The organism is Sphingomonas sp. PSPC2-2, assembly GCF_049897725.1.
Classification (GTDB): Bacteria; Pseudomonadota; Alphaproteobacteria; order Sphingomonadales; family Sphingomonadaceae; genus Sphingomonas.
Window position 1 is genome coordinate 49193 of the sequence record NZ_JAFCWU010000013.1, and the last position, 18552, is coordinate 67744.

Consider the following 18552-nt stretch of genomic DNA (forward strand, 5'->3'; position numbering starts at 1 on the left):
TTCAGGAAAGGCTCGTCAGCAGCGCATCGACCCAGGCTGGCACCAATTCTCCCGCGGGGCCGAGCCGGGTTTCGTGAAAATAGCCGCTGCCCGCCGACCGCTCCAGGTTCAGTTCCAGCGTCCGCGCGCCCGCATAGCGCGCACCCTGCACAAAACCGGCGGCGGGATACACCGCGCCCGACGTACCAATCGAAACGAACAGGTCAGCCTCCCCCAGCGCGCGCTCGATCCGGTCCATCGCATAGGGCATTTCCCCGAAGAATACGATGTCGGGACGCAGCGCCAGCCTCCCGCACGCGCCGCACGGTGCCTTGGGCGGCAGAGCCGTTACCCAGCGCACACGCGCGCCGCAGGCGGCACAAAGGGCCGATTGCAATTCGCCATGCATATGCACCAACCGCGCAGCGCCCGCGCGCTCATGCAGATCATCGACATTTTGCGTGACGATCAACAGTTCGCCACGCCACGCCGCATCGAGCCGCGCGAGCGCGACATGCGCCGCATTGGGGACAACAGCCGACAGCGCGGCGCGGCGTGCATCATAAAACCGATGGACCAAAGCCGGATCGGCGGCGAGCGCATGAGGCGTACATACATCCTCGACGCGGTGCCCCTCCCACAAGCCGCCAGGACCGCGAAACGTGGCAATTCCACTTTCGGCCGAAACACCAGCACCGGTCAGGATCACAAGGTTGTGCGCGTCGGACATTAGACCACGCATAACTTAATCCTCGCCCCCGTGCCACGTCCGGTACCGTCATTCGACAAGATCCGTCCGTCGCCTCGGACAACAGAAGCGTCTGCACTTATATATGGTTAATATTTAAATAATTATTACAAAACGTTCTGCCGACACGATGCTCACTATTCCGACGCTCTACAATACAAAAAAATGAGCAATTGGATTTTAGAATGAACTTTCTTGCCCAAGTTAAAATCGGTAAACGATTGCTTATCATTGGCGCAGCATCACTGGCCGGTCTTTCGCTCGTATTGATCTTGTCGGTCAATCAGCTGAATTCGGCTTTGCGACAGGGCTTTAACGAGCGCACCAAGCAGACCCTTGAAGTGGCCTATAGCCAACTTCAGCGCTTCCAGGCCGAGGAAAAAGCCGGCCGGATGACGCACGATCAGGCTCAAGCCACTGCAAAAGAAGCGATCCGGACGATGCGCTTCGGCAAGGACAGCTATTTTTTCATCCTCGACACCAATTACAAGATGATCCTGCATCCGGTGAAGCCCGAGAAACAGGGCAAGATGGTCCGTGACGAAAAGGATGCCGACGGAAGAACGCACTATCAAACGATGGTCGAGGTCGCGACATCGCCTGCGGCTGCCGGCTTTGTCGATTATAATTTCAAGCTTCCCGATGGTTCGGGTTCAAAGCCGAAAATCTCGTATGTGCGCCTGTTCAAGCCGTGGGGCTGGGTGATTGCCACCGGCGTGTTCAACTCCGAGATCAACGAGGCCGTTTCCCGCTCGGCGTGGAACCTGGCGATCGTAGTGGTCCTGGTTCTCGCCGCGCTCGCCGCCGTAATCCTTACGATCAGCAATTCGATTACGGGACCGCTCAAGCATATCACCGCTCGCATGGGGAGCCTCGCCGACGGCGATACCCAGGCCGAAATCCCGGGCACGGAACGCGGTGACGAACTGGGCGGGATGGCGCGTGCGCTGCTCGTGTTCCGCGACAACGCCATTGCCAAGTCGTTTGCAGAAGCGGTCCAGGCCAAGTCGGACGCCGACCAAAAGGCGATCGTGTCGCTCCTTTCGGAGAAGCTGGAAGCTCTGTCCGAGGGCGACCTCACCAGCACGCTGCAGGACGGTGTTCCCGCCGACTATGTCGCGCTGAGCAACAACTTCAACACCGCGCTTTCCAACCTGCGCGATTTGATCGGCGTCCTCGCCGAGGGCTCGATGCGGATCGAAACCGGTTCGCATGAAATCGCGGCCGCCTCGGACGACCTCGCCCGGCGCACCGAGAGCAATGCTGCAAGCCTGGAACAGACGTCCGCAGCGCTTTCGCAAATGAACAGCCGCCTCCGCTCCAGCGCCGAAGCCGCAGACCGTACCGTCAATTCCGCACAGCAAGCGATCGGCGTGGTCGGGTCGGGTCGATCGACCGCCGAACAAGCGACCGCCGCGATGATCCGCGTTTCCGATAGCGCGCGCGGCATCGACAGCGTCATCGAAGGTCTCGACAAGATCGCCTTCCAGACCCGCGTTCTCGCCATGAATGCGGCGGTGGAAGCTGGCCGGGCGGGTGAAGCCGGGCGCGGTTTTGCGGTGGTCGCCGATCTGGTTTCCGCACTGGCGATGCGCGCAGAGGAAGAGGCACGCCGCGCCCGCGAACAATTGACCGCGACGCAGACCGATATCGTTGTCGCAGTCGATGCCGTTAAGAATGTCGATAGCGTGCTGCAGCAGATCAGCGGCAGCGTCGAGCAAGTCCACGAGTTCGTCGAATCGATGGCGAACGACAACCGCGCTCAGTCGTCGACGATCAGCGAGATCGCCTCCGCCGTGAATGCGATGGACCACTCCACCCAACAGAATGCTGCCATGGTCGAACAAACCTCGGCCGCCGCGCGCAATCTGGCTGGTGAAGTTGCCACGCTCAGCCGCCAATCGGCCCGCTTCAATGTCGGCTCGACCTCGCCGACCAGTATGCCAAAGCCGGTGGCCATTGCAGCGCGCGCGCGGCCAAGTGGAAAAATCTCCCAGCCGCCGCTTGCCGCCCGCACACCGACCGCCGCCAACGCCGACTGGGCAAGCTTCTAACTCCCGAGCGGGGTGACCTGCGAAGGCCACCCCAAACACCGCTCCCTTCACGACACCACCGCTCCGCGCCCCGTTTGGGACGCCTGGCGGAGCCTTGCCAACAAGATCGAGGATCATCATGCGCATCTCCCGTTCCGGTTTCGCCATTGGCGTTTCGCTGCTTTCCCTTGCCACCGCCTCGGGCGCAGCCCACGCCGCACCGGATGCTTCGGCTTCGCCGAGCGCGCCCGCCGCCAGCCCGTCGCCAACCTCCGAAGCGAGCAGCACCAAGCCGACCGCCGTAGCCAGCGCCGCCAAGACAGCGCAGCAAGCCAATGTCGACCCCAACCGGCCAGTACCGCCCGCACAACGGTCGACCCCGCCGAGTGAAGCAACCGAGCAGCGCGCGCCCGCCAACCCGTCGGTGCGCACCTATCCGCGTCAGGCCGACGGCCATGGCATCATGCTGGGTGGCTATAACGCCTCGCGATGGGCCGAAGATTGGCGCGCGATGCGGGACCCTAAGAAGCGCAAGGATATCCTCGATCGCCTCAAATACATCCCGATCGACGACCAGGGCAAAATCTACATCACGCTGTCGGGCGAGGTGCGCTATCGCATCAACGACTATTCGGAGCCCAATCTGGTAAAATCGGGATATCGGCTGGAGGAGCAGACGCGTCTGGTCGGCGGTGCCGATGTCCATATCGGTCCCGTGCGTTTCTACGGCGAACTCGGCCATGGTGGGTTGAGCGGGTACAATTACGGCGTGGCACCGGCAAAATCGCGCGACGCCCTCATCGCCCAGCAATTCTTCGGGGAAATCAGCGGGACGATCGGCAATTTCGGCCTCGGCGTGCGCTATGGCCGTCAGGAATTTACCGATGGCCCCTCCAATCTGGTGTCGCAAAAGGACAACAACACCATCCATACCTCGGTGCAGGGTCTGCGCGCCTGGGGCCAGACCGGCGACGTCCGCGCCGACATCTTCGATTTCAAGCAAGTCACGCTCGGCACGCAGGGGCTCAGCGACGATGTCACCGACGACAAGACGCGTTTCTCCGGGGCGACGTTCGGCCTGGTGCTCGCCAATTCCGCGACCCGTAAGGTGTTCCTTGATCCGTTCGCCTGGCGCGAGCGCAATGATTCCCTGAAATGGGGCCGCGTGACCGGACGCGAAGTGCGCAACTATTATGGTGCCCGCCTGTGGGGCAGCCTCGATCGGTTGACCCTCGATTGGACGGTCGACCATCAAAGCGGCACCTTTGCCGGGCACGACATCAGCGCGTGGAACGCCTTCATCGCGCAAACCTATGTCATCGATCCCAAACACTGGAAGCCAAAGGTCGGCATCCATTTCGACTTTGGCGAAGGCGGCGGCAGCTATGGCAGCGGTACGCTTCATGTCGCCAAGGCCCCGTTTGCGGGGACGATCGCCTATAGCTATCAGGGGGCGCTCAACTTCACCAACCTGTTCCAGGCGTCGCCCAACCTCACGGTCTCACCCTTTAAAAAGCTGGATCTGACGACCGAATATCAACACAGTTGGCGGGTCAGCCCGCACGACGCGATCTACCGCGGAGCGGGCACCCCTTATACCGGCAGCGAAACCCTTCCCGGTAATAATGTTGGTGACGCGATCCGCCTTCAGGCGACGTTGAAGGTTACGCGTCGGCTGTCGATCGTCGGGCGCTATGAATATTTCATGCCCGGCCCGATCCTCGACCGGCTCGGCTATGTCGATTCCCACTATCTGGCCAGTTGGGTAAGCTACCGCTTCTGACGATCCGCCTGCCCCCGCCCTAGTCGCTGCGTTTCGACCAATTCCTGCATGGCGTCGGCGGCTCTGCTTCGGTAGAGCCGCCTCGCAGCAAATCGGGAGACGTGCGATGACCGCAATCGGGATTATCGGCAGCGCGGGCCGAATGGGCCAGGCGCTTGCCGCCGTAGTGCCCGACCTGGGCGCGACATTGGCTGGAGGAATCGACGCGGGTGGCGATCCCGCCGTGCTGGCGCTGGATGCTGACGTGCTGGTCGATTTTTCGACGCCGGCAGCGCTGGAGCGCACGCTTGCCGCGGCACGGCAAGCGCGCACGCCGATCCTGATCGGCACCACCGGACTTGCTCCAACGCATCACGCGCTGATCGACGTCGCCGCAGCCGAAATCGCGGTGTTGCAAACGGGCAATGTCTCGCTCGGTGTCACCTTGCTCGCCAAATTGGTGCGCGAAGCGGCGTCGAGGCTGGGGCCCGATTGGGACATTGAAATCGCCGAGATGCACCATCGCCACAAGGTCGACGCCCCCTCTGGCACCGCCCTGCTGCTCGGCGACGCCGCCGCCGCCGGGCGCGGTATCACCCTTGCCGAAGCGCGCGTGGCGGACCGTGCCGGGCTGACCGGCGCACGCTCCGAAGGGACGATCGGCTTTGCCAGCCTGCGCGGCGGATCGGTTGCGGGCGATCATCTGGTGATCTTTGCCGGCGAGGGCGAGCGGATTGAGATCGGGCACCGCGCCGAAAACAGAGCGATTTTCGCGCGCGGTGCTATCACCGCCGCGCTGTGGCTCGCCGAGCAAGGCGCCGGACGCTACAGCATGGACCAGGTGCTGGGGGTTTGAAAAAAGCCGACGTCGTCGAATTTTATGCCCGGCTGGCGGCGGACAATCCCCATCCGGAAACCGAGCTGGAAGCGGGCAACCCGTTCCAGTTGGTCGTCGCAGTCGCGCTGTCGGCACAGGCGACCGATATCGGCGTCAACAAGGCCACCAGGCGGCTGTTCGAACAGGTGAAGACGCCCGCGCAAATGGTTGCGCTTGGCGAGGACGGGCTGAAGGAGCACATCAAGACGATCGGCCTGTTCAACACCAAGGCCAAGAATGTGATCGCCTTGTCGCAGCGCCTGATCGATGTTTACGGTGGCGAGGTGCCCGCCGATCGCGACGCGCTGGAAACGCTGCCCGGTGTCGGGCGCAAGACCGCCAATGTCGTGATGAACGTCGCCTTCGGGGCCGAGACGTTCGCGGTCGACACGCATATCTTCCGCGTCGGAAACCGTACCGGTCTGGCGCGCGGCAAAACGCCGCTGGCGGTCGAACTGAAGCTCGACAAGGCGACCCCGCAACCGTTTCGGCTGCACGCGCATCACTGGCTGATCCTGCACGGCCGATATGTCTGCAAGGCCCGCACCCCCGAATGCTGGCGGTGCGTCGTCCGCGACCTGTGCGCGTACAAGCCCAAGACGACAGCACCAAAGCGTGGCGCGACAGAAGCGACGTGACACGCATATGATGGCGCTGTGCCGGTCATGCCAGACCGCAGGTAGGGACTGGCGCAGCGCGATTGGCTTTGCTAGGCGAAGGATCAGGCACCCGTAGCTCAGCTGGATAGAGCGCTGCCCTCCGAAGGCAAATGCAAGCTCTTTCTGATGGTCGAGGGTGTCGTAAAAAACGAGTGAAACCAAGCGATTGGCGAAACTCGAAGGAAGCACGAAAATCGCATTCGAGGTCGCGGAAGCACCACGGAAGCAAACCGAAAGGAGGTTGTGGAGTACGAATGGCGATGATCGGCGAGGCTTTAGCCCGCGTCGTTTGAGCCATGTCGATTCTAGAATTCGCGATTGACCGTGGTCGATCTCGGACACTATCTGAATATCGATGCGCCCGTAGCTCAGCTGGATAGAGCGCCACCCTCCGAAGGTGGAGGCCACACGTTCGAATCGTGTCGGGCGCGCCAACTTAATATTAGGTTGATATCTTGCATATTTGCGGAGCGCCGTTGCAGAGCAATTCGCCGTATTGACCTCCAGATATTTCAGAGGTCATTCAAGTTGGCAGCGCCGCAGAGCGCGATGTTCAATTCTTGCAGGACGATTTCTTCCGGATAGCGGCTCCTCGTTGCCCTCCCGTGACCGAGTCCGGATCCATCCCGTCCCGTCGATTGCCGCTGCTAGTACATCAAACACCGCTGATGTCTTCATGCTACCAGACTGAGGCTTAGTCCGGGAGTCTTGGATCTGTCCCTGTCGGATGGCACGCACGGCGCTCGCTTGGTAATCTCTATAGCACTCGACGGGTGTACTCTCGTTCGGGAAGCGACCAGATCGGATGTCTCAAACGTCGATTGTCAGGGAAAATTCAGACAGGATTGTTAGAGAACAAACTGGGAATAATATAATGCACGTACTTGAGGCTACTCTTTGCTCATTTGCATTACGCCGCTGTATACGAGAACACGAACTGCATCGATCCTAGCGCGAACCACCCGCTGGAAGCGTTGTGCTCTTACGTTATTGAGCACAACGATATTTATTGCGTACTTTGCAATTAACTGTAAGCGACGTTCGCGTCCCATTCGCAAAGGTTTGGCGTGGGGATTGCAGCCTGTTGATCAGCGTGTTTGCAAATCGTTGGCGGCGGGTATGGAGGCGGCAACGACGGAGAATCACGAGGTGCGGCCGAACGACCAGGGCAGGAGTTCGTCGATCCGGGACTGCGGGTGACCAGTTGCGATCGCTTTGAGGGTCGCTTTCATCCAGGCGTAGGGCTCCACGCCGTTGATCTTGCAGGTGGCGATGAGCGAAGCTATGCGCGCCCATGAACGACCTCCTTCGTCGTGACCAGCAAATAAACTATTTTTACGCGTCAGAGTCAGCGGCCTGATTTGATTTTCGACGGGATTGGTGTCCATCTCAACGCAACCATCGTCGAGAAACAAGGTGAGGCCATCCCAATGGTTCAGGAGATAGGCGATCGCCTTGCCCATCTCGCTGCCCGGCGACAGGCGGGCGGCTTGCTCGCGCAGGAACCTCTCGAGTTCAGCGACCAGCGGCCGTGATCGCTCGTTACGGGTCTTTTGCCGAGCCGGGGCGTCGGCGCCACGGATCTCCTTCTCGATTGCATAGAGTGCGGCGATGCGCGCGAGAACGGCTTCGGCGATCGGTGAGCCGGCTTTCGGAGTTGCTGCGATGATCTCACGCCTTGAGTGGGACCAACATGCGGCCAGCCGCAGTGGCACGCCGCCTTTGCGCTCGGGCCGTGCGAGCCGATGATAGCCCTGGTATCCGTCGACCTGAAGGATGCCGTCGAAGCCCTCGAGGATGCGCTCAGCATGTCCGCCACCGCGTCCTGGTGCGTAGTGGTAGACCACGATTGGTGGATCAGCGCCGCCGTGGCCGCGATCGTCGCGCAGGACAGCCCACAGATAACCGGTCTTCGTTCGGCCCCGGCCCGGATCGAGCACGGGCGCCCTGGTCTCGTCCATGAACAAGCGGCCCGATTGCTTCATCACGACGCTCATGCGCTCGACCAGCGGCGCGAGGTGGAAGGCGACCGTTCCCATCCAGTCTGCCAGAACGGCGCGATCGATGAAGATGCCATGCCGGGCCAGAACCTGCGACTGACGATAGAGTGGCATGTGCTCGCTGAACTTGGCGACCGCCACCTGCGCCAGCAGCGCCTCGGTGGGGATGCCACCCTCCACGAGATGGGCGGGCGCCGGCGCCTGAGCAACACCGGCGCAGCCGTTTGCGCAGGCGTAGCGCGGTCGCACCGTCTCGATCACCCGATACTGGGCCGCCATGACATCGAGACGACGGGAGCGATCCTCGCCGATCTGGACCATCCGACCGCAGCCGCAGGGACACTCGAGGTTCTCGGGTTCGATCACCTGCTCGATGCGCGGCAGGTGCGCGGGAAAGGCACGGGCAGCGCGGCCGGTCCGGCGGCTGGACGGCGCCGTGCCGGCGCGGCGCGCACGATCGTCCTGGCGCTCCTGGACTTCGGCGATGGCAATCTCGATGTCTTCGAGAACCAGTTGCATCTGATCGGGATTGAACTTCTCCGAGCGTTTGCCGAAACGTGCGCGCTCGTACTCCTTCACGAGCAGTTCGAGGCGTTCGACGGTCTCTTTGGACGCAGCCAGTTCGCTCTCGACATGAAGGCGCGCCGAGCATTCATCGTCAGCGCGACGACGCTCGGCTTCAATCATCGCTTCCTGCGCGCGGAAGAGCGCTCGCAAATCGGCGGGCAGCGCTGCAAGACGGGCGGGATCAATCGGGGATGGCGACACATCCGCAAGCTATCATCCCAAAGCCCCGCGCGAAACAGGTTGTCGGGTCTGAGTCAGTTCGCCGCAGCTGGCGTCGCGACAATCCGTTCGCCCACTCGCTTCCAGTTCAGTCCTTCAAACAGCGCTTCGAACTGCACGCGCGTCAGATGCATGACGCCGTCGCTGATCTGCGGCCACTCGAAACGACCATCGCGGCCAAGGCGCTTGTAGACCAAAACGAGGCCGGTGCCGTCCCATAGCAAAATCTTCAGCCGGTCGGCGCGCTTCGAACGAAAAACCACGATCAGGCCCGAATGCGGATCAAGCCCAAGCGTGTTTTGCACCAGGCCGGCCAGCGCGTCGTGCCCACACCGGAAGTCAACAGGACGCACAGCAAGCACAATCCGCAGTCCCTGCGCCGGAATGATCATGCGCCACGCTCGATCGCAGTCACGATCTCCGCGATCCGCACCGCCGACACGTCCGCATCCAGGCGGACCGAAACCTTGCCAATCGTAATCTCGACGGGCCCCTCGCTCTTGCCTGACGCCGCTGGATCGTTCAGCTCGATCGACACGAAATCCGCCGCGTCGTCCGTGACCAATGCGAGCCGGCCAGCACGCGCCAATCTGCGCCACGTCGTCAACTGCTGGGCCTTCACACCATAACGCCGTGCGACATCACATACGCGGGCGTCGGGCTTCATGCTCTCGAAAACAGCGCGCCCCTTGATCTCCGCAGACCATAACCGGCCTCCAGAACGCGTCCGGCGCGTAAGCTTCCCTACAAAGCCATCAGCTTCGGCTTCCTCCCCCGATTGTTCCATCGCCTTCAGTCTCCTCTTGGCTCTCTGACCAGCCAAGAATCGCAGAGCGAAAGCCGAAGGGAAACCAATCAATCAAATGGGAGAAAAGCTCCGCTTACAATTAACTCGTCGCCCACATCAGCTTTGAGCGACGAGGATTGGGACTCGTGCGTGCATGCGGCCGAAATCGTACCCGATCGCTCGATCCGGGGATGCACAGCGGTTATCCAGGCAGGCGAGCGGATGATCACCCAGTTGGCGGCGGCTTATAACAATCGCGGTGTCGCGCTGCGGTCGAGTGGAGATATCGACCGTGCCATGGAGGATTACGATCGAGCACTTCGTTTGTCCCCCGACTACTATGTCGCGCTCAACAACCGAGGCGTTGCTTTAATGAGCAAGGGAGAGCTTGATCGCGCGATTTCTGATTTCGATCGCGCCGTACAACTGAGGACTGACTACCTCGGTGCCTATTATAATCGCGGGAAGGCACTCGGGCGTAAAGGACTCTTTGATCGTGCCATCGCGGATTATGATCTGGTCATCAAGGCTGATCCGAAGAATCCGACCTTCTTGTTCGAACGCGGAACGATGAAAGCGAACGCTGGAGATCAGAGCGGCGCGGATGCTGATTTCGAGCGCGCCGAATCGCTCAGGTCGAATGGTGCGCGGACGACGCGGCCACGATGAAACTCGCCCAACCTAGACGCCGTTGAACTTGTCAGGCTGATGGGAGCCGCAACTCCGCGTGAAGGCCTCCATTTCTGCCATTGGATAGTTCGACAGAGCCGCCGTGCAGTGTGGCGAGATCGCGGACGATTGCGAGTCCGAGCCCGCTTCCCGGTTTGGCCTCGTCGAGCCGCTCGCCTGGGGCGAACGCGCGGTTTAGTGCATCAGCCGGGATGCCTGGCCCGTCATCAACGATCGTAATAAGGAGCTGCCCCGTCGGGGTATCGCGCGTAGCCTTGATCGAGACAACACCACGAGCCCACTTGCAGGCATTATCGACCAGGTTGGCGACCATCTCGTCAAGGTCGTTGGGATCGACGGCGGCAAGCAATTCCGTCTCGGCTGTATGGACGATCGTCAGCTCACGATGAGCATAGAGCCGCCGCATCGCCGCGGCTATTGATGCGAAGGCAGGTTCGACCTGCGTGATGACGCCAGGCAGGCCGGCGTTGGCTGCGGCACGGGCTCGGGCAAGCTGGAAATCAATCTGGCGCTGCATCCGCCCTGTTTGCTGAGTCAGGACCGCGGCGCCCTCGGTATCACCTCTCGCGAGCAGCCGGCGCGCTTCGTCCGTCAGCACGGCCAATGGTGTCTTCAGGCCATGCGCGAGATTGCCCGCCTGCGTGCGGGCGCGGCGAACCATCTGGGTATTGGCGTCGATCAGAGCGTTGAGATCATCGACCAGCGGCCGAACTTCGGACGGGAAGTCACCAGGCAGGGTTTCTGCTTTGCCCGCGCGAATGTCGCCCAGCGCGTCGCGCAGACGGCGCATGGGACGCAGACCAAACCAGGCCTGCAACGTGCCGGCCCCAATTAGGGCTATTGCCAGTGTGCCGAGTGACAGGGCCAGCGCCTGATTAAAATGTCTCAGTACATCATCGACGATCCGCTGGTCGGCGCCAATTTGAAGCACGTAACCGTTTTCAGCGGTCTGCCACGGTCGCTCATATGCGATCATCGGCTCACCAGCCGGGCCAGCTTCGACTGAGCGAGTAAGCTGCCGATCCGCCCCCCGCGCGGGTGGCGGAAAACGCCGTTGCGGTTCGAGGGAGGCTGATTGTAGGACGATGCCGTTGCGATCGCTCACCTGCCAGTAATAGCCAGTCCCGGGCTGCGCGAAGCGCGGATCACTGAGCCTTTGTGCCAGAGCGACATGTCCGTCGGCCGTGCGGGCCAACAGACCTTCGAGCTCGTCGAGATGACCGATCAGCTCGGCATTGACAAGCTCCGTGACGTGCGCCCGGAACAGCGCGGAAATCGAAACGCCAGCGACAGCGATACCTGTCACGGTCGTGAGAATAACGCCAACCAGCAGCCGGGCGCGCAGACTTCTGACCATCAGCCGAACCTGTAGCCCAGACCGCGCAGGGTCCTGATGGTATCGCGGCCGATTTTGCGTCGCAGCCGACCGACATAGACCTCGATCGTATTCGAGCTGCGTTCCTCATTCAGGCCGTAGAGATGGTCGAGCAACTCGGCTTGCGTCACGACGCGGCCGACGCGATGCAGGAAGAGGTGGAGCAGGCGAAATTCCTGTGCCGTCAATTCGATCGGCTGGCCCGCAACATTGGCGGTGCCGGCAACGGGGTCAAGCACGATATCTCCGTGGCGCAATTCGGAGGTGGCTTGGCCCGCGACGCGCCGCATCAGCGCGCGCAGGCGAGCTGCGACTTCGTCGACGTGAAACGGCTTCGCCACATAGTCATCAGCCCCTGCATTGAGACCTTCCACCTTCTCAGTCCAGCTGCTGCGCGCCGTCAGGATCAGGACCGGTGTGGCGGCCCCGGTACGTCGCAACCTCCGTAAGACCTCGATGCCTGACAGGCCGGGTAAACCGAGATCGAGAACGATCGCGTCGAATTCTTCTTGCAGCGCGAAGGAAAGGGCGTGCTCACCATCTTCCACATGCTCAACGACAAAGCCAAAGCTGGCCAACCCTTCCTTCAGGCGGGCGCCAATGTCCTGATCGTCTTCGACAAGAAGAATGCGAATGGTCATGTCTCCTGATTGCTGCAGTCCGATACTGGATCAACCTGCATTTACGCTGACAGCTTGTGTTCAGACTAGCGTGGCAATCAGGCGTCTAGAAGTCAGTGTTGAGACTCGTGCCAATGTTAAAATTGCTCCTGATAATCGTTCGCATATCAACAATTATCTTGGTGACCCCAGCCTTCGCTCAGCAGGCCGCCGTGCTGTCGATTGATGCACTTGCCAATTCCGTCGTGGCAAGTAACCCCGAACGACGCTTTTATTTCCAGCAGATCGGGCTTGCAGGTGTTGAGCGCGACGCGGCTGATCGCCTGCCGGACCCTGAAGCTGCATTCGAGTTAGGCGAACGCCGGATGGCCGACGGCCTGACAGGTGCACCGAAAGGCGCCGGGCCGACATATGGCTTGTCGATTATGCAGCCGCTCGACTTTGCCGGACGCGGGGCGCTCCGTCGCGCCATCGCCGAGCATCAGATCGCGCTGGCGCGGCTCGGTCTTGCGCAATTCGACGCAACGCTCGCAAGCCGGGCACGCTCTTTGGGATATGCCTTGTTCGCGGCCGAGCGGAAAGCCGCCGCGGCACGCGACGTTGCCGCGCGGATGCGCGAGCTTGCACGCGTTGTGGAGCAGCGGGATCCGGCGGGCATCGCCACCACGCTGGACACGGCCATTCTGGATGCGGGTGCCATCACGGCGGAGCGAAATGCCGCGATGGCTGATTCCGAGACCAGCACGATCGTCTACGAACTGAATCAACTTCGCGGCGCGCCGCTCAAAGCGCGGCTCCGCATTGCTCCGCCCGATATCACGCTGCCCGGCCTTCCGTCGGTCGAGCGCATGGCGCAACAAGCTGGCATCAACAATTTCGAGATTCAGTCGCTGCGCGCGCAATTGCAGCAGCAAGGGTTGCGCGTTGACCTCGCACAAGCAGCGCGTGTGCCGAACGTCTCAGTCGGTCCCTACTTCAATCGCGCGAAGTCAGACAGCCGCGAGACCAATTTCGGCATACGGCTGACGACGACGTTGCCGCTTTGGAATAGCCAGGCTGCTGGCCTCGCACAGGAGTTGAGCCGTCAATCCCAGGGCGATGCGGCCCTGCTCGCCGCCAACCGACGGATCGCGAGGCAGGTTTACGAACAGGCAGCCTACTACGAGGCGAAGCGTCGAGCCCTTGCGGGCTGGCCAGCCGGGGCCACCGAGAAATTTGCGGCCGCAGCTACCGCCGCCGCCGATAGTTATCGCCAGGGAGCGATCCCGATCGCAACTTACGTCGAGATGCAGCGCCAGTATCTGGACGCGCTGTCGGCTCTGCTCGACACGCGACGTGAGGCTATGGAAGCGATGCTTCAACTTCGGGCGCTCAATGGCGGCCGCAGCTTCGACGGCGTGTCCCGATGACGCGGCGGATTCTGGAATGGACAACCGGTCGACCAGCCACGGTGATGATCATCGCTTTGCTGATCGCTGGTCTTGGAATCTGGTCTTTCGTGAATCTGCAAATCGATGTCATTCCCGACATCACAGGCGTGCAGGTGCAGATCAACACGACTGTTCCTGCCCTGGCGCCAGAGGAAATCGAGCGTCTTGTGACGCTGCCCATCGAGCGCAGCATGGGTGGTCAGCCGGGCCTGCGGGAAATGCGATCGCTCACCAAGACCGGACTGTCACAGGTCACGCTCATCTATCAGGACGGCACGGACCAGCTTCGCGCACGCCAATTCGTCAACGAGCGGCTTTCCGCAGTGCGCGACATGCTGCCAGCCGGATCATCGCCGCGCCTCGCTCCGATCACCACCGGGCTTGGCGAAATCTGGTACTACACACTCGAATGGGCGCAACCGCCGTCCGATTTGGACGAGCGGCAACAACTGATGGAGTTGTTCGAGGCTCAGGAATATATCGTGCGCCCGATGCTGCGCGCGATCGAGGGGGTCGCCGACGTCAATTCCAACGGCGGCCTCGAACGTCAGTTTGTCATCGAGCCTGATCTGAAGAAGCTCACGACAGCGGGCATCACGCCGAGCGAGCTTGCCCAGGCTGTTGGCGCCAACGTCGCCAATGCCGGCGGCGGGACCATCACCAAGAACGGCCAACGCTTCACCGTCCGAACCGAAGCGCGTGTCACGACGGCGGAGATGATCCGCGCATTACCCGCGAAATTCGCAGGTGGCGTGCGGCCGCTGACTGTAGCGGATCTGGCGACCGTGACCATCGGCCATGCTCCACGCGATGGCGCCGCGACCACCAACGGCAAGGAAACCGTGCTCGGCACAGTGATGATGCTGGTCGGGCAGAACAGCCGGGACGTTGCCCGGCGCGTCGATGCGCAATTGCCGAACCTGCGCGCCGCGCTGCCCAAAGGCATGATCCTTCAGGTTCAGTACGATCGTTCAGAATTGGTGGATCGCACCATCGCGACGGTCGAGCGCAACCTTGGCGAGGGAGCGTTGCTGGTCGCCGTCGTATTGCTGATCGTGGTCGGCAACTGGCGCGCGGCATTTATCGTCGCGTCGGTCATCCCGCTGGCCTTTCTCATGATGATCTCGGGCATGCATGCGCTCGGTATATCGGGCAATCTGATGAGCCTCGGCGCGCTCGACTTCGGCCTGGTCGTAGATGGCGCGATCGTCGTCGTGGAAAACACATTGCGTCTGATGGGCGAGGCACAGCGCCTCAAGGGGCGCGAGCTGACGGCCGATGAACGCCGTCGCATCGTCATCAACGCTGCGGGGGGCGTGGCGCGGCCCGTGTTCTTCGGCATGGCCATCATCGCGCTGGTTTATGTGCCGGTACTCAGCCTGGGCGGCGTCGAGGGGAAGCTGTTTCAGCCGATGGCGCAAGCCGTGATGCTGGCGCTGGCAGCGGCGCTGATCGTTACCTTTACGCTAGTGCCGGCGCTGTGCGCCCGGCTGCTACGAGGCGAGAAGGTGCGTCAGCCGAGCGTCAGTGAAAAGGAAGATTCTCTCCCGGAGATAACCGCCGACAACCACATCACGCATAACGGTGGCTTCGCCGGCCTCGTGATCCGGGGCTACCGTCCCGTCCTGGACTTCGCCCTCCGTCATCCCGCTGCCCTTCTCGTTCCATCGGCAGTCCTGTTGGCCGTGGCATTGAGGATATTCCTGACCCTTGGCTCGCAGTTTACGCCACGCCTCGATGAGGGCTCCATCACGGCGATGGTCTACAAGCCCGTGGGGATGTCGCTCGACCGTAGCCTTGAGATCGAGCAGCAAACCGAGCGTGAAATTTTGCGTCGCTTTCCGCAAGTGACCCGAACCTTCTCCCGCATCGGCACCAGCGCGGTTGCGACCGACCCGATGCCGCCGAATGAGAACGACCTCTACATCTTCTACAAGCCGCTCGACCAATGGCCGCAAGGTCCGGACATGCCGCGCAACAAGAGCGAGCTGGTTGCGGCGATCGAAAAGGCTGCCACTGCGCTGGCGCCGGAGCAGTCATTCCTTTTCGCGCAGCCTATCGAGATGCGCTTCAACGAAATGTTGGAGGGCACGCGGGCGGATCTGTCGGTCAAGATATTCGGAGACGACTACGACGTGCTTGAGCGGCTCGCCGCGCAGGCGCGAGAGGAATTGCAAGGCGTGCCCGGCACCGCCAATGCCGCATTCGAAGCGGCCAGCCGCACCCACAGTGTGGTGGTCGAGATCAATCACGACGCGATGGTGCGGTTGGGGCTGGGAACCGCCGAGGTCAACCGTGCCATTGCGTCAGCGATCGGTGGGGACGAGGTCGGCTTCATCGCGGACGGAGAGCATCGACACGCGATCGTCGTTCGTATGCCCGAGTCCTTACGCGCGGACACAAAATCGATCCTCTCCCTTCCATTGCGCGTCGGCGCGTCCGGCCTTGTGCCGCTGGACCGCGTTGCAAGTCTGCGCGAGATGAGAACGGTCGAACCGATCCTGCACGACAATGGTAAGCGCCGCGCCGCCTTGATGGTCAATCTCAACACCAGCGACATCGAAGGTTATGTGACCGCAGCGCGTGCACGCCTCGACGGCAAGCTTGCGCTGCCTGAATCCTATCGCATCGAGTTCGGAGGCCAGTTCCGTCAGCTAGAAGCGGCCCGAGCCCGTCTGATGATCGTCGTGCCGGCGGCGCTGCTGATGATCTTCTTGCTCGTTTATTCGGCGTTGGGGAGCGTCCGTCATGCCGCCGTCGTCTATACCGGTATTCCGTTTGCGATCACCGGTGGCGTGCTGGCACTCTGGCTACGTGACATGCCATTCTCGATCACCGCCGCGATCGGCTTTATCGCGGTCTCCGGCATCGCGATGCTGAATGGTCTCGTTCTGATCGATCATATCAATGCGTTGCGGCGGAAGCTGCCTGTTATCGAGGCAGTCCGGCAAGCCGCCACGGATCGGCTCCGTCCGGTATTGTCGACCGCCATGGTCGCGGGAATCGGCTTCGTACCGATGGCGATTTCACAGGGCGCGGGAGCGGAGGTGCAACGACCGCTCGCCACTGTCGTCATCGGCGGCGTCCTGTCGTCCACCGTTCTGACGCTGCTGCTGTTGCCGGCGATCTACCGATGGATGGAGCGCCGCTCCGCAGCCGTCGTCGAACGAGAGAAACAGCCGTTGGAAGTGGAGGTTTCAGCATGAAAAGATCGAATCGGCTCCGTGACGTGGCAATCTTAGCCGCTATGACGTCACTTTTCTTTGTCTCGCCGGCCCTCTCGCTCGCAAGTTCTCCTGTCCATGACAATCAACCCAGTCCTTTCTACGTGCAAAACCTGCCGGCGGAAGTGCGGGCAGGCCTTCAAAAATACAGGAAGGTATGTGGCGATGAATTGACAACAACGCGTGGCTTCAGCCGCTTCATTGACGTTGGGAACGTTCGTCTCATCGCTCTTCATCTTCATGAACTCAGATGTGGCGACCGCCTTACGTTTTGTAGCAGCGGAAAATGCCTCCATCAGGTCTACATGTCGCACCACGGACGATATCATCTGGTGATGAGTGTCAGGGCAAATGAAGTCACGTTGAGAGGCCTGGACAACACTCCGGCGATTGAAGTTGAATGCGGCTTTGGACTACAGCGTATGTGGCGATGGAACGGTAGGCGTTTCATCGGAAGATAGCATCATTGATCAGCCTGACCGGCCAAGTTTCCAGATCGATCTCGAAGGCAAGGCGCCTTTTCCTATGTGCTCAGCGCCGCGTTACAAAGCCTTAGAAATGTAATTCAGGACCATGTTCCATGCGAGCCCTTCATAAAGAGAACCATCTGATCGAACGAATAGGTTGGCTTCGCGCAGCGGTGCTAGGCGCCAATGACGGGCTGATTTCAACATCGAGTCTGATCGTCGGTGTTGCCGCCGCGACCGCCGCTTCCCACGAAATTCTGGTTGCTGGCGTAGCGGGGCTCGTCGCCGGAGCAATGTCGATGGCTGCAGGCGAATATGTGTCGGTCAGTTCCCAGGCCGATACGGAAGAAGCCGACATGGCGCGTGAGCGCCGCGAACTTGCCACGCAACCTGAAGCGGAGCTGGCCGAACTCGCCGCGATCTACGAGCAGCGTGGTGTAACGCCCGAACTGGCGCGACAGGTCGCCGAGCAGATGATGGCAAAGGACGCCTTCGGGGCCCATGCGCGGGATGAACTCGGACTGACCAGTCATGTGATGGCGAAGCCAGTTCAAGCGGCTTTCACTTCGGCGGTCACCTTCGCATCTGGCGCGACTTTGCCGCTGGCCGTCGCTCTCCTGTCGCCGGCCTGGACCGCCACCTGGACCGTCTCCATTGCCTGCCTCATCGGACTTGGCGTTCTCGGAGCGATCGGCGCTCGCGCTGGCGGCGCCAGCATATGGAAACCCACTCTTCGGGTCGTGTTTTGGGGAGCAGTCGCCATGGCCTCAACTGCGACCATTGGTGCCCTCATCGGTCGAGCCGTCTAGTTCGCGGAGCTCTCTATTTTTTAATCGATTTTGCACTCGATATTTGCATCGCTGCAGAATGGGATTTTCTGCGATGTATTCCAGCGGTACCCAATCACACATGCCGCGGACTTCAGGACTAGGAGAGAGCCACTGCGTACGCGGCCCAGATTTGGAAAGAGCTAGTCATTTCCTCATAGACCCGGGAGAAGCAAAATACCGGATACCTTGTACTTGGTCCGATATCAGCTCCGCGTTCGGTTCGGCGCACCCGTTTGGGTGGGGCTATTGGCGGCAGCCGGCGAACGCTGAAAGATGAGAGGATCA

14 protein-coding genes and 1 tRNA gene are annotated in these 18552 nt (G+C 61.3%); 9 read left to right on the top strand and 6 right to left on the bottom strand.

Features of this window, described 5'->3' with window-relative positions; translation table 11 throughout:
* Nucleotide 1 precedes the first annotated feature (1 nt).
* Nucleotides 2-709, bottom strand: coding sequence for an NAD-dependent deacylase (locus ACP7BY_RS18715; RefSeq protein WP_033964550.1), 708 nt, complete (start codon nucleotides 707-709; stop codon nucleotides 2-4).
* Nucleotides 710-912: 203 nt separating this feature from the next.
* On the opposite strand from ACP7BY_RS18715, the gene ACP7BY_RS18720 reads away from it, so the two are divergent.
* The 5 genes from ACP7BY_RS18720 (at nucleotide 913) to ACP7BY_RS18740 (ending at nucleotide 6492) form a co-directional block, all read left to right on the top strand.
* Complete coding sequence (locus tag ACP7BY_RS18720) at nucleotides 913-2781, top strand: methyl-accepting chemotaxis protein (protein WP_033964551.1); 1869 nt, start codon at nucleotides 913-915, stop codon at nucleotides 2779-2781.
* Nucleotides 2782-2899: 118 nt separating this feature from the next.
* Nucleotides 2900-4543, top strand: a complete 1644-nt coding sequence (locus ACP7BY_RS18725) for an alginate export family protein (RefSeq protein WP_033964552.1) — start codon at nucleotides 2900-2902, stop codon at nucleotides 4541-4543.
* A 106-nt stretch (nucleotides 4544-4649) separates the two neighbouring features.
* Nucleotides 4650-5378, top strand: coding sequence for a 4-hydroxy-tetrahydrodipicolinate reductase (dapB, locus tag ACP7BY_RS18730; protein ID WP_033964553.1), 729 nt, complete (start codon nucleotides 4650-4652; stop codon nucleotides 5376-5378).
* The gene (gene nth, locus ACP7BY_RS18735; protein WP_126845108.1) at nucleotides 5375-6037 is read left to right on the top strand and encodes an endonuclease III; all 663 of its coding nucleotides are present in this window, start codon (nucleotides 5375-5377) and stop codon (nucleotides 6035-6037) included. The genes dapB and nth overlap by 4 nt, the downstream gene beginning before the upstream one ends.
* Before the next feature lie 378 nt (nucleotides 6038-6415).
* Nucleotides 6416-6492, top strand: a tRNA-Arg gene (locus tag ACP7BY_RS18740).
* 708 nt (nucleotides 6493-7200) lie between these two features.
* Here the strand turns inward: ACP7BY_RS18740 and tnpC are convergent.
* From tnpC to ACP7BY_RS18755, 3 genes are all read right to left on the bottom strand, one after another.
* Complete coding sequence (gene tnpC, locus ACP7BY_RS18745) at nucleotides 7201-8745, bottom strand: IS66 family transposase (protein WP_171010576.1); 1545 nt, start codon at nucleotides 8743-8745, stop codon at nucleotides 7201-7203.
* A 134-nt stretch (nucleotides 8746-8879) separates the two neighbouring features.
* Entirely contained in the window at nucleotides 8880-9236 is a 357-nt protein-coding gene (gene tnpB / locus ACP7BY_RS18750) for an IS66 family insertion sequence element accessory protein TnpB (protein ID WP_011090953.1), read from the bottom strand.
* Nucleotides 9233-9631 carry a transposase gene (locus ACP7BY_RS18755; protein ID WP_081988673.1) on the bottom strand — a complete coding sequence of 133 codons (399 nt, stop codon included), beginning with the start codon at nucleotides 9629-9631 and terminating at the stop codon, nucleotides 9233-9235. Before ACP7BY_RS18755 ends, tnpB begins: the two co-directional genes overlap by 4 nt.
* A 222-nt stretch (nucleotides 9632-9853) precedes the next feature.
* Here ACP7BY_RS18755 and ACP7BY_RS18760 point away from each other — a divergent pair, with 222 nt between their 5' ends.
* A complete protein-coding gene (locus tag ACP7BY_RS18760; protein ID WP_209612057.1) occupies nucleotides 9854-10300 on the top strand; it encodes a tetratricopeptide repeat protein in 447 nt (148 codons plus the stop codon).
* Nucleotides 10301-10331: 31 nt separating this feature from the next.
* Here the strand turns inward: ACP7BY_RS18760 and ACP7BY_RS18765 are convergent, their stop codons facing one another.
* Together ACP7BY_RS18765 and ACP7BY_RS18770 are read right to left on the bottom strand one after the other, a co-directional pair.
* Nucleotides 10332-11678, bottom strand: a complete 1347-nt coding sequence (locus ACP7BY_RS18765; protein ID WP_006022561.1) for a sensor histidine kinase — start codon at nucleotides 11676-11678, stop codon at nucleotides 10332-10334.
* Entirely contained in the window at nucleotides 11678-12331 is a 654-nt protein-coding gene (locus tag ACP7BY_RS18770; protein ID WP_024343199.1) for a response regulator transcription factor, read from the bottom strand. The genes ACP7BY_RS18765 and ACP7BY_RS18770 overlap by 1 nt, the downstream gene beginning before the upstream one ends.
* A 119-nt stretch (nucleotides 12332-12450) precedes the next feature.
* Here ACP7BY_RS18770 and ACP7BY_RS18775 point away from each other — a divergent pair, with 119 nt between their 5' ends.
* The 3 genes from ACP7BY_RS18775 to ACP7BY_RS18785 all read left to right on the top strand — a co-directional run bounded on the left by ACP7BY_RS18775 (nucleotide 12451) and on the right by ACP7BY_RS18785 (nucleotide 18246).
* Nucleotides 12451-13725, top strand: a complete 1275-nt coding sequence (locus ACP7BY_RS18775) for a TolC family protein (protein ID WP_006022563.1) — start codon at nucleotides 12451-12453, stop codon at nucleotides 13723-13725.
* Nucleotides 13722-16952, top strand: coding sequence for an efflux RND transporter permease subunit (locus ACP7BY_RS18780; RefSeq protein ID WP_033964555.1), 3231 nt, complete (start codon nucleotides 13722-13724; stop codon nucleotides 16950-16952). Before ACP7BY_RS18775 ends, ACP7BY_RS18780 begins: the two co-directional genes overlap by 4 nt.
* A 598-nt stretch (nucleotides 16953-17550) precedes the next feature.
* Entirely contained in the window at nucleotides 17551-18246 is a 696-nt protein-coding gene (locus ACP7BY_RS18785) for a VIT1/CCC1 transporter family protein (protein ID WP_006022566.1), read from the top strand.
* Nucleotides 18247-18552 lie beyond the last annotated feature (306 nt).

Excerpts from the sequence above, each read along its gene's own strand:
- ACP7BY_RS18780 (WP_033964555.1), top strand. The coding sequence starts at position 13,722 with ATGACGCGGCGGATTCTGGAATGGACAACCGGTCGACCAGCCACGGTG.
- tnpB (WP_011090953.1), bottom strand. The coding sequence starts at position 9,236 with ATGATCATTCCGGCGCAGGGACTGCGGATTGTGCTTGCTGTGCGTCCT.
- tnpC (WP_171010576.1), bottom strand. The coding sequence starts at position 8,745 with ATGATTGAAGCCGAGCGTCGTCGCGCTGACGATGAATGCTCGGCGCGC.
- ACP7BY_RS18755 (WP_081988673.1), bottom strand. The coding sequence starts at position 9,631 with ATGGAACAATCGGGGGAGGAAGCCGAAGCTGATGGCTTTGTAGGGAAG.
- ACP7BY_RS18720 (WP_033964551.1), top strand. The coding sequence starts at position 913 with ATGAACTTTCTTGCCCAAGTTAAAATCGGTAAACGATTGCTTATCATT.
- ACP7BY_RS18775 (WP_006022563.1), top strand. The coding sequence starts at position 12,451 with ATGTTAAAATTGCTCCTGATAATCGTTCGCATATCAACAATTATCTTG.
- ACP7BY_RS18760 (WP_209612057.1), top strand. The coding sequence starts at position 9,854 with ATGATCACCCAGTTGGCGGCGGCTTATAACAATCGCGGTGTCGCGCTG.
- ACP7BY_RS18765 (WP_006022561.1), bottom strand. The coding sequence starts at position 11,678 with ATGGTCAGAAGTCTGCGCGCCCGGCTGCTGGTTGGCGTTATTCTCACG.
- dapB (WP_033964553.1), top strand. The coding sequence starts at position 4,650 with ATGACCGCAATCGGGATTATCGGCAGCGCGGGCCGAATGGGCCAGGCG.
- ACP7BY_RS18715 (WP_033964550.1), bottom strand. The coding sequence starts at position 709 with ATGTCCGACGCGCACAACCTTGTGATCCTGACCGGTGCTGGTGTTTCG.
- ACP7BY_RS18725 (WP_033964552.1), top strand. The coding sequence starts at position 2,900 with ATGCGCATCTCCCGTTCCGGTTTCGCCATTGGCGTTTCGCTGCTTTCC.
- ACP7BY_RS18785 (WP_006022566.1), top strand. The coding sequence starts at position 17,551 with ATGCGAGCCCTTCATAAAGAGAACCATCTGATCGAACGAATAGGTTGG.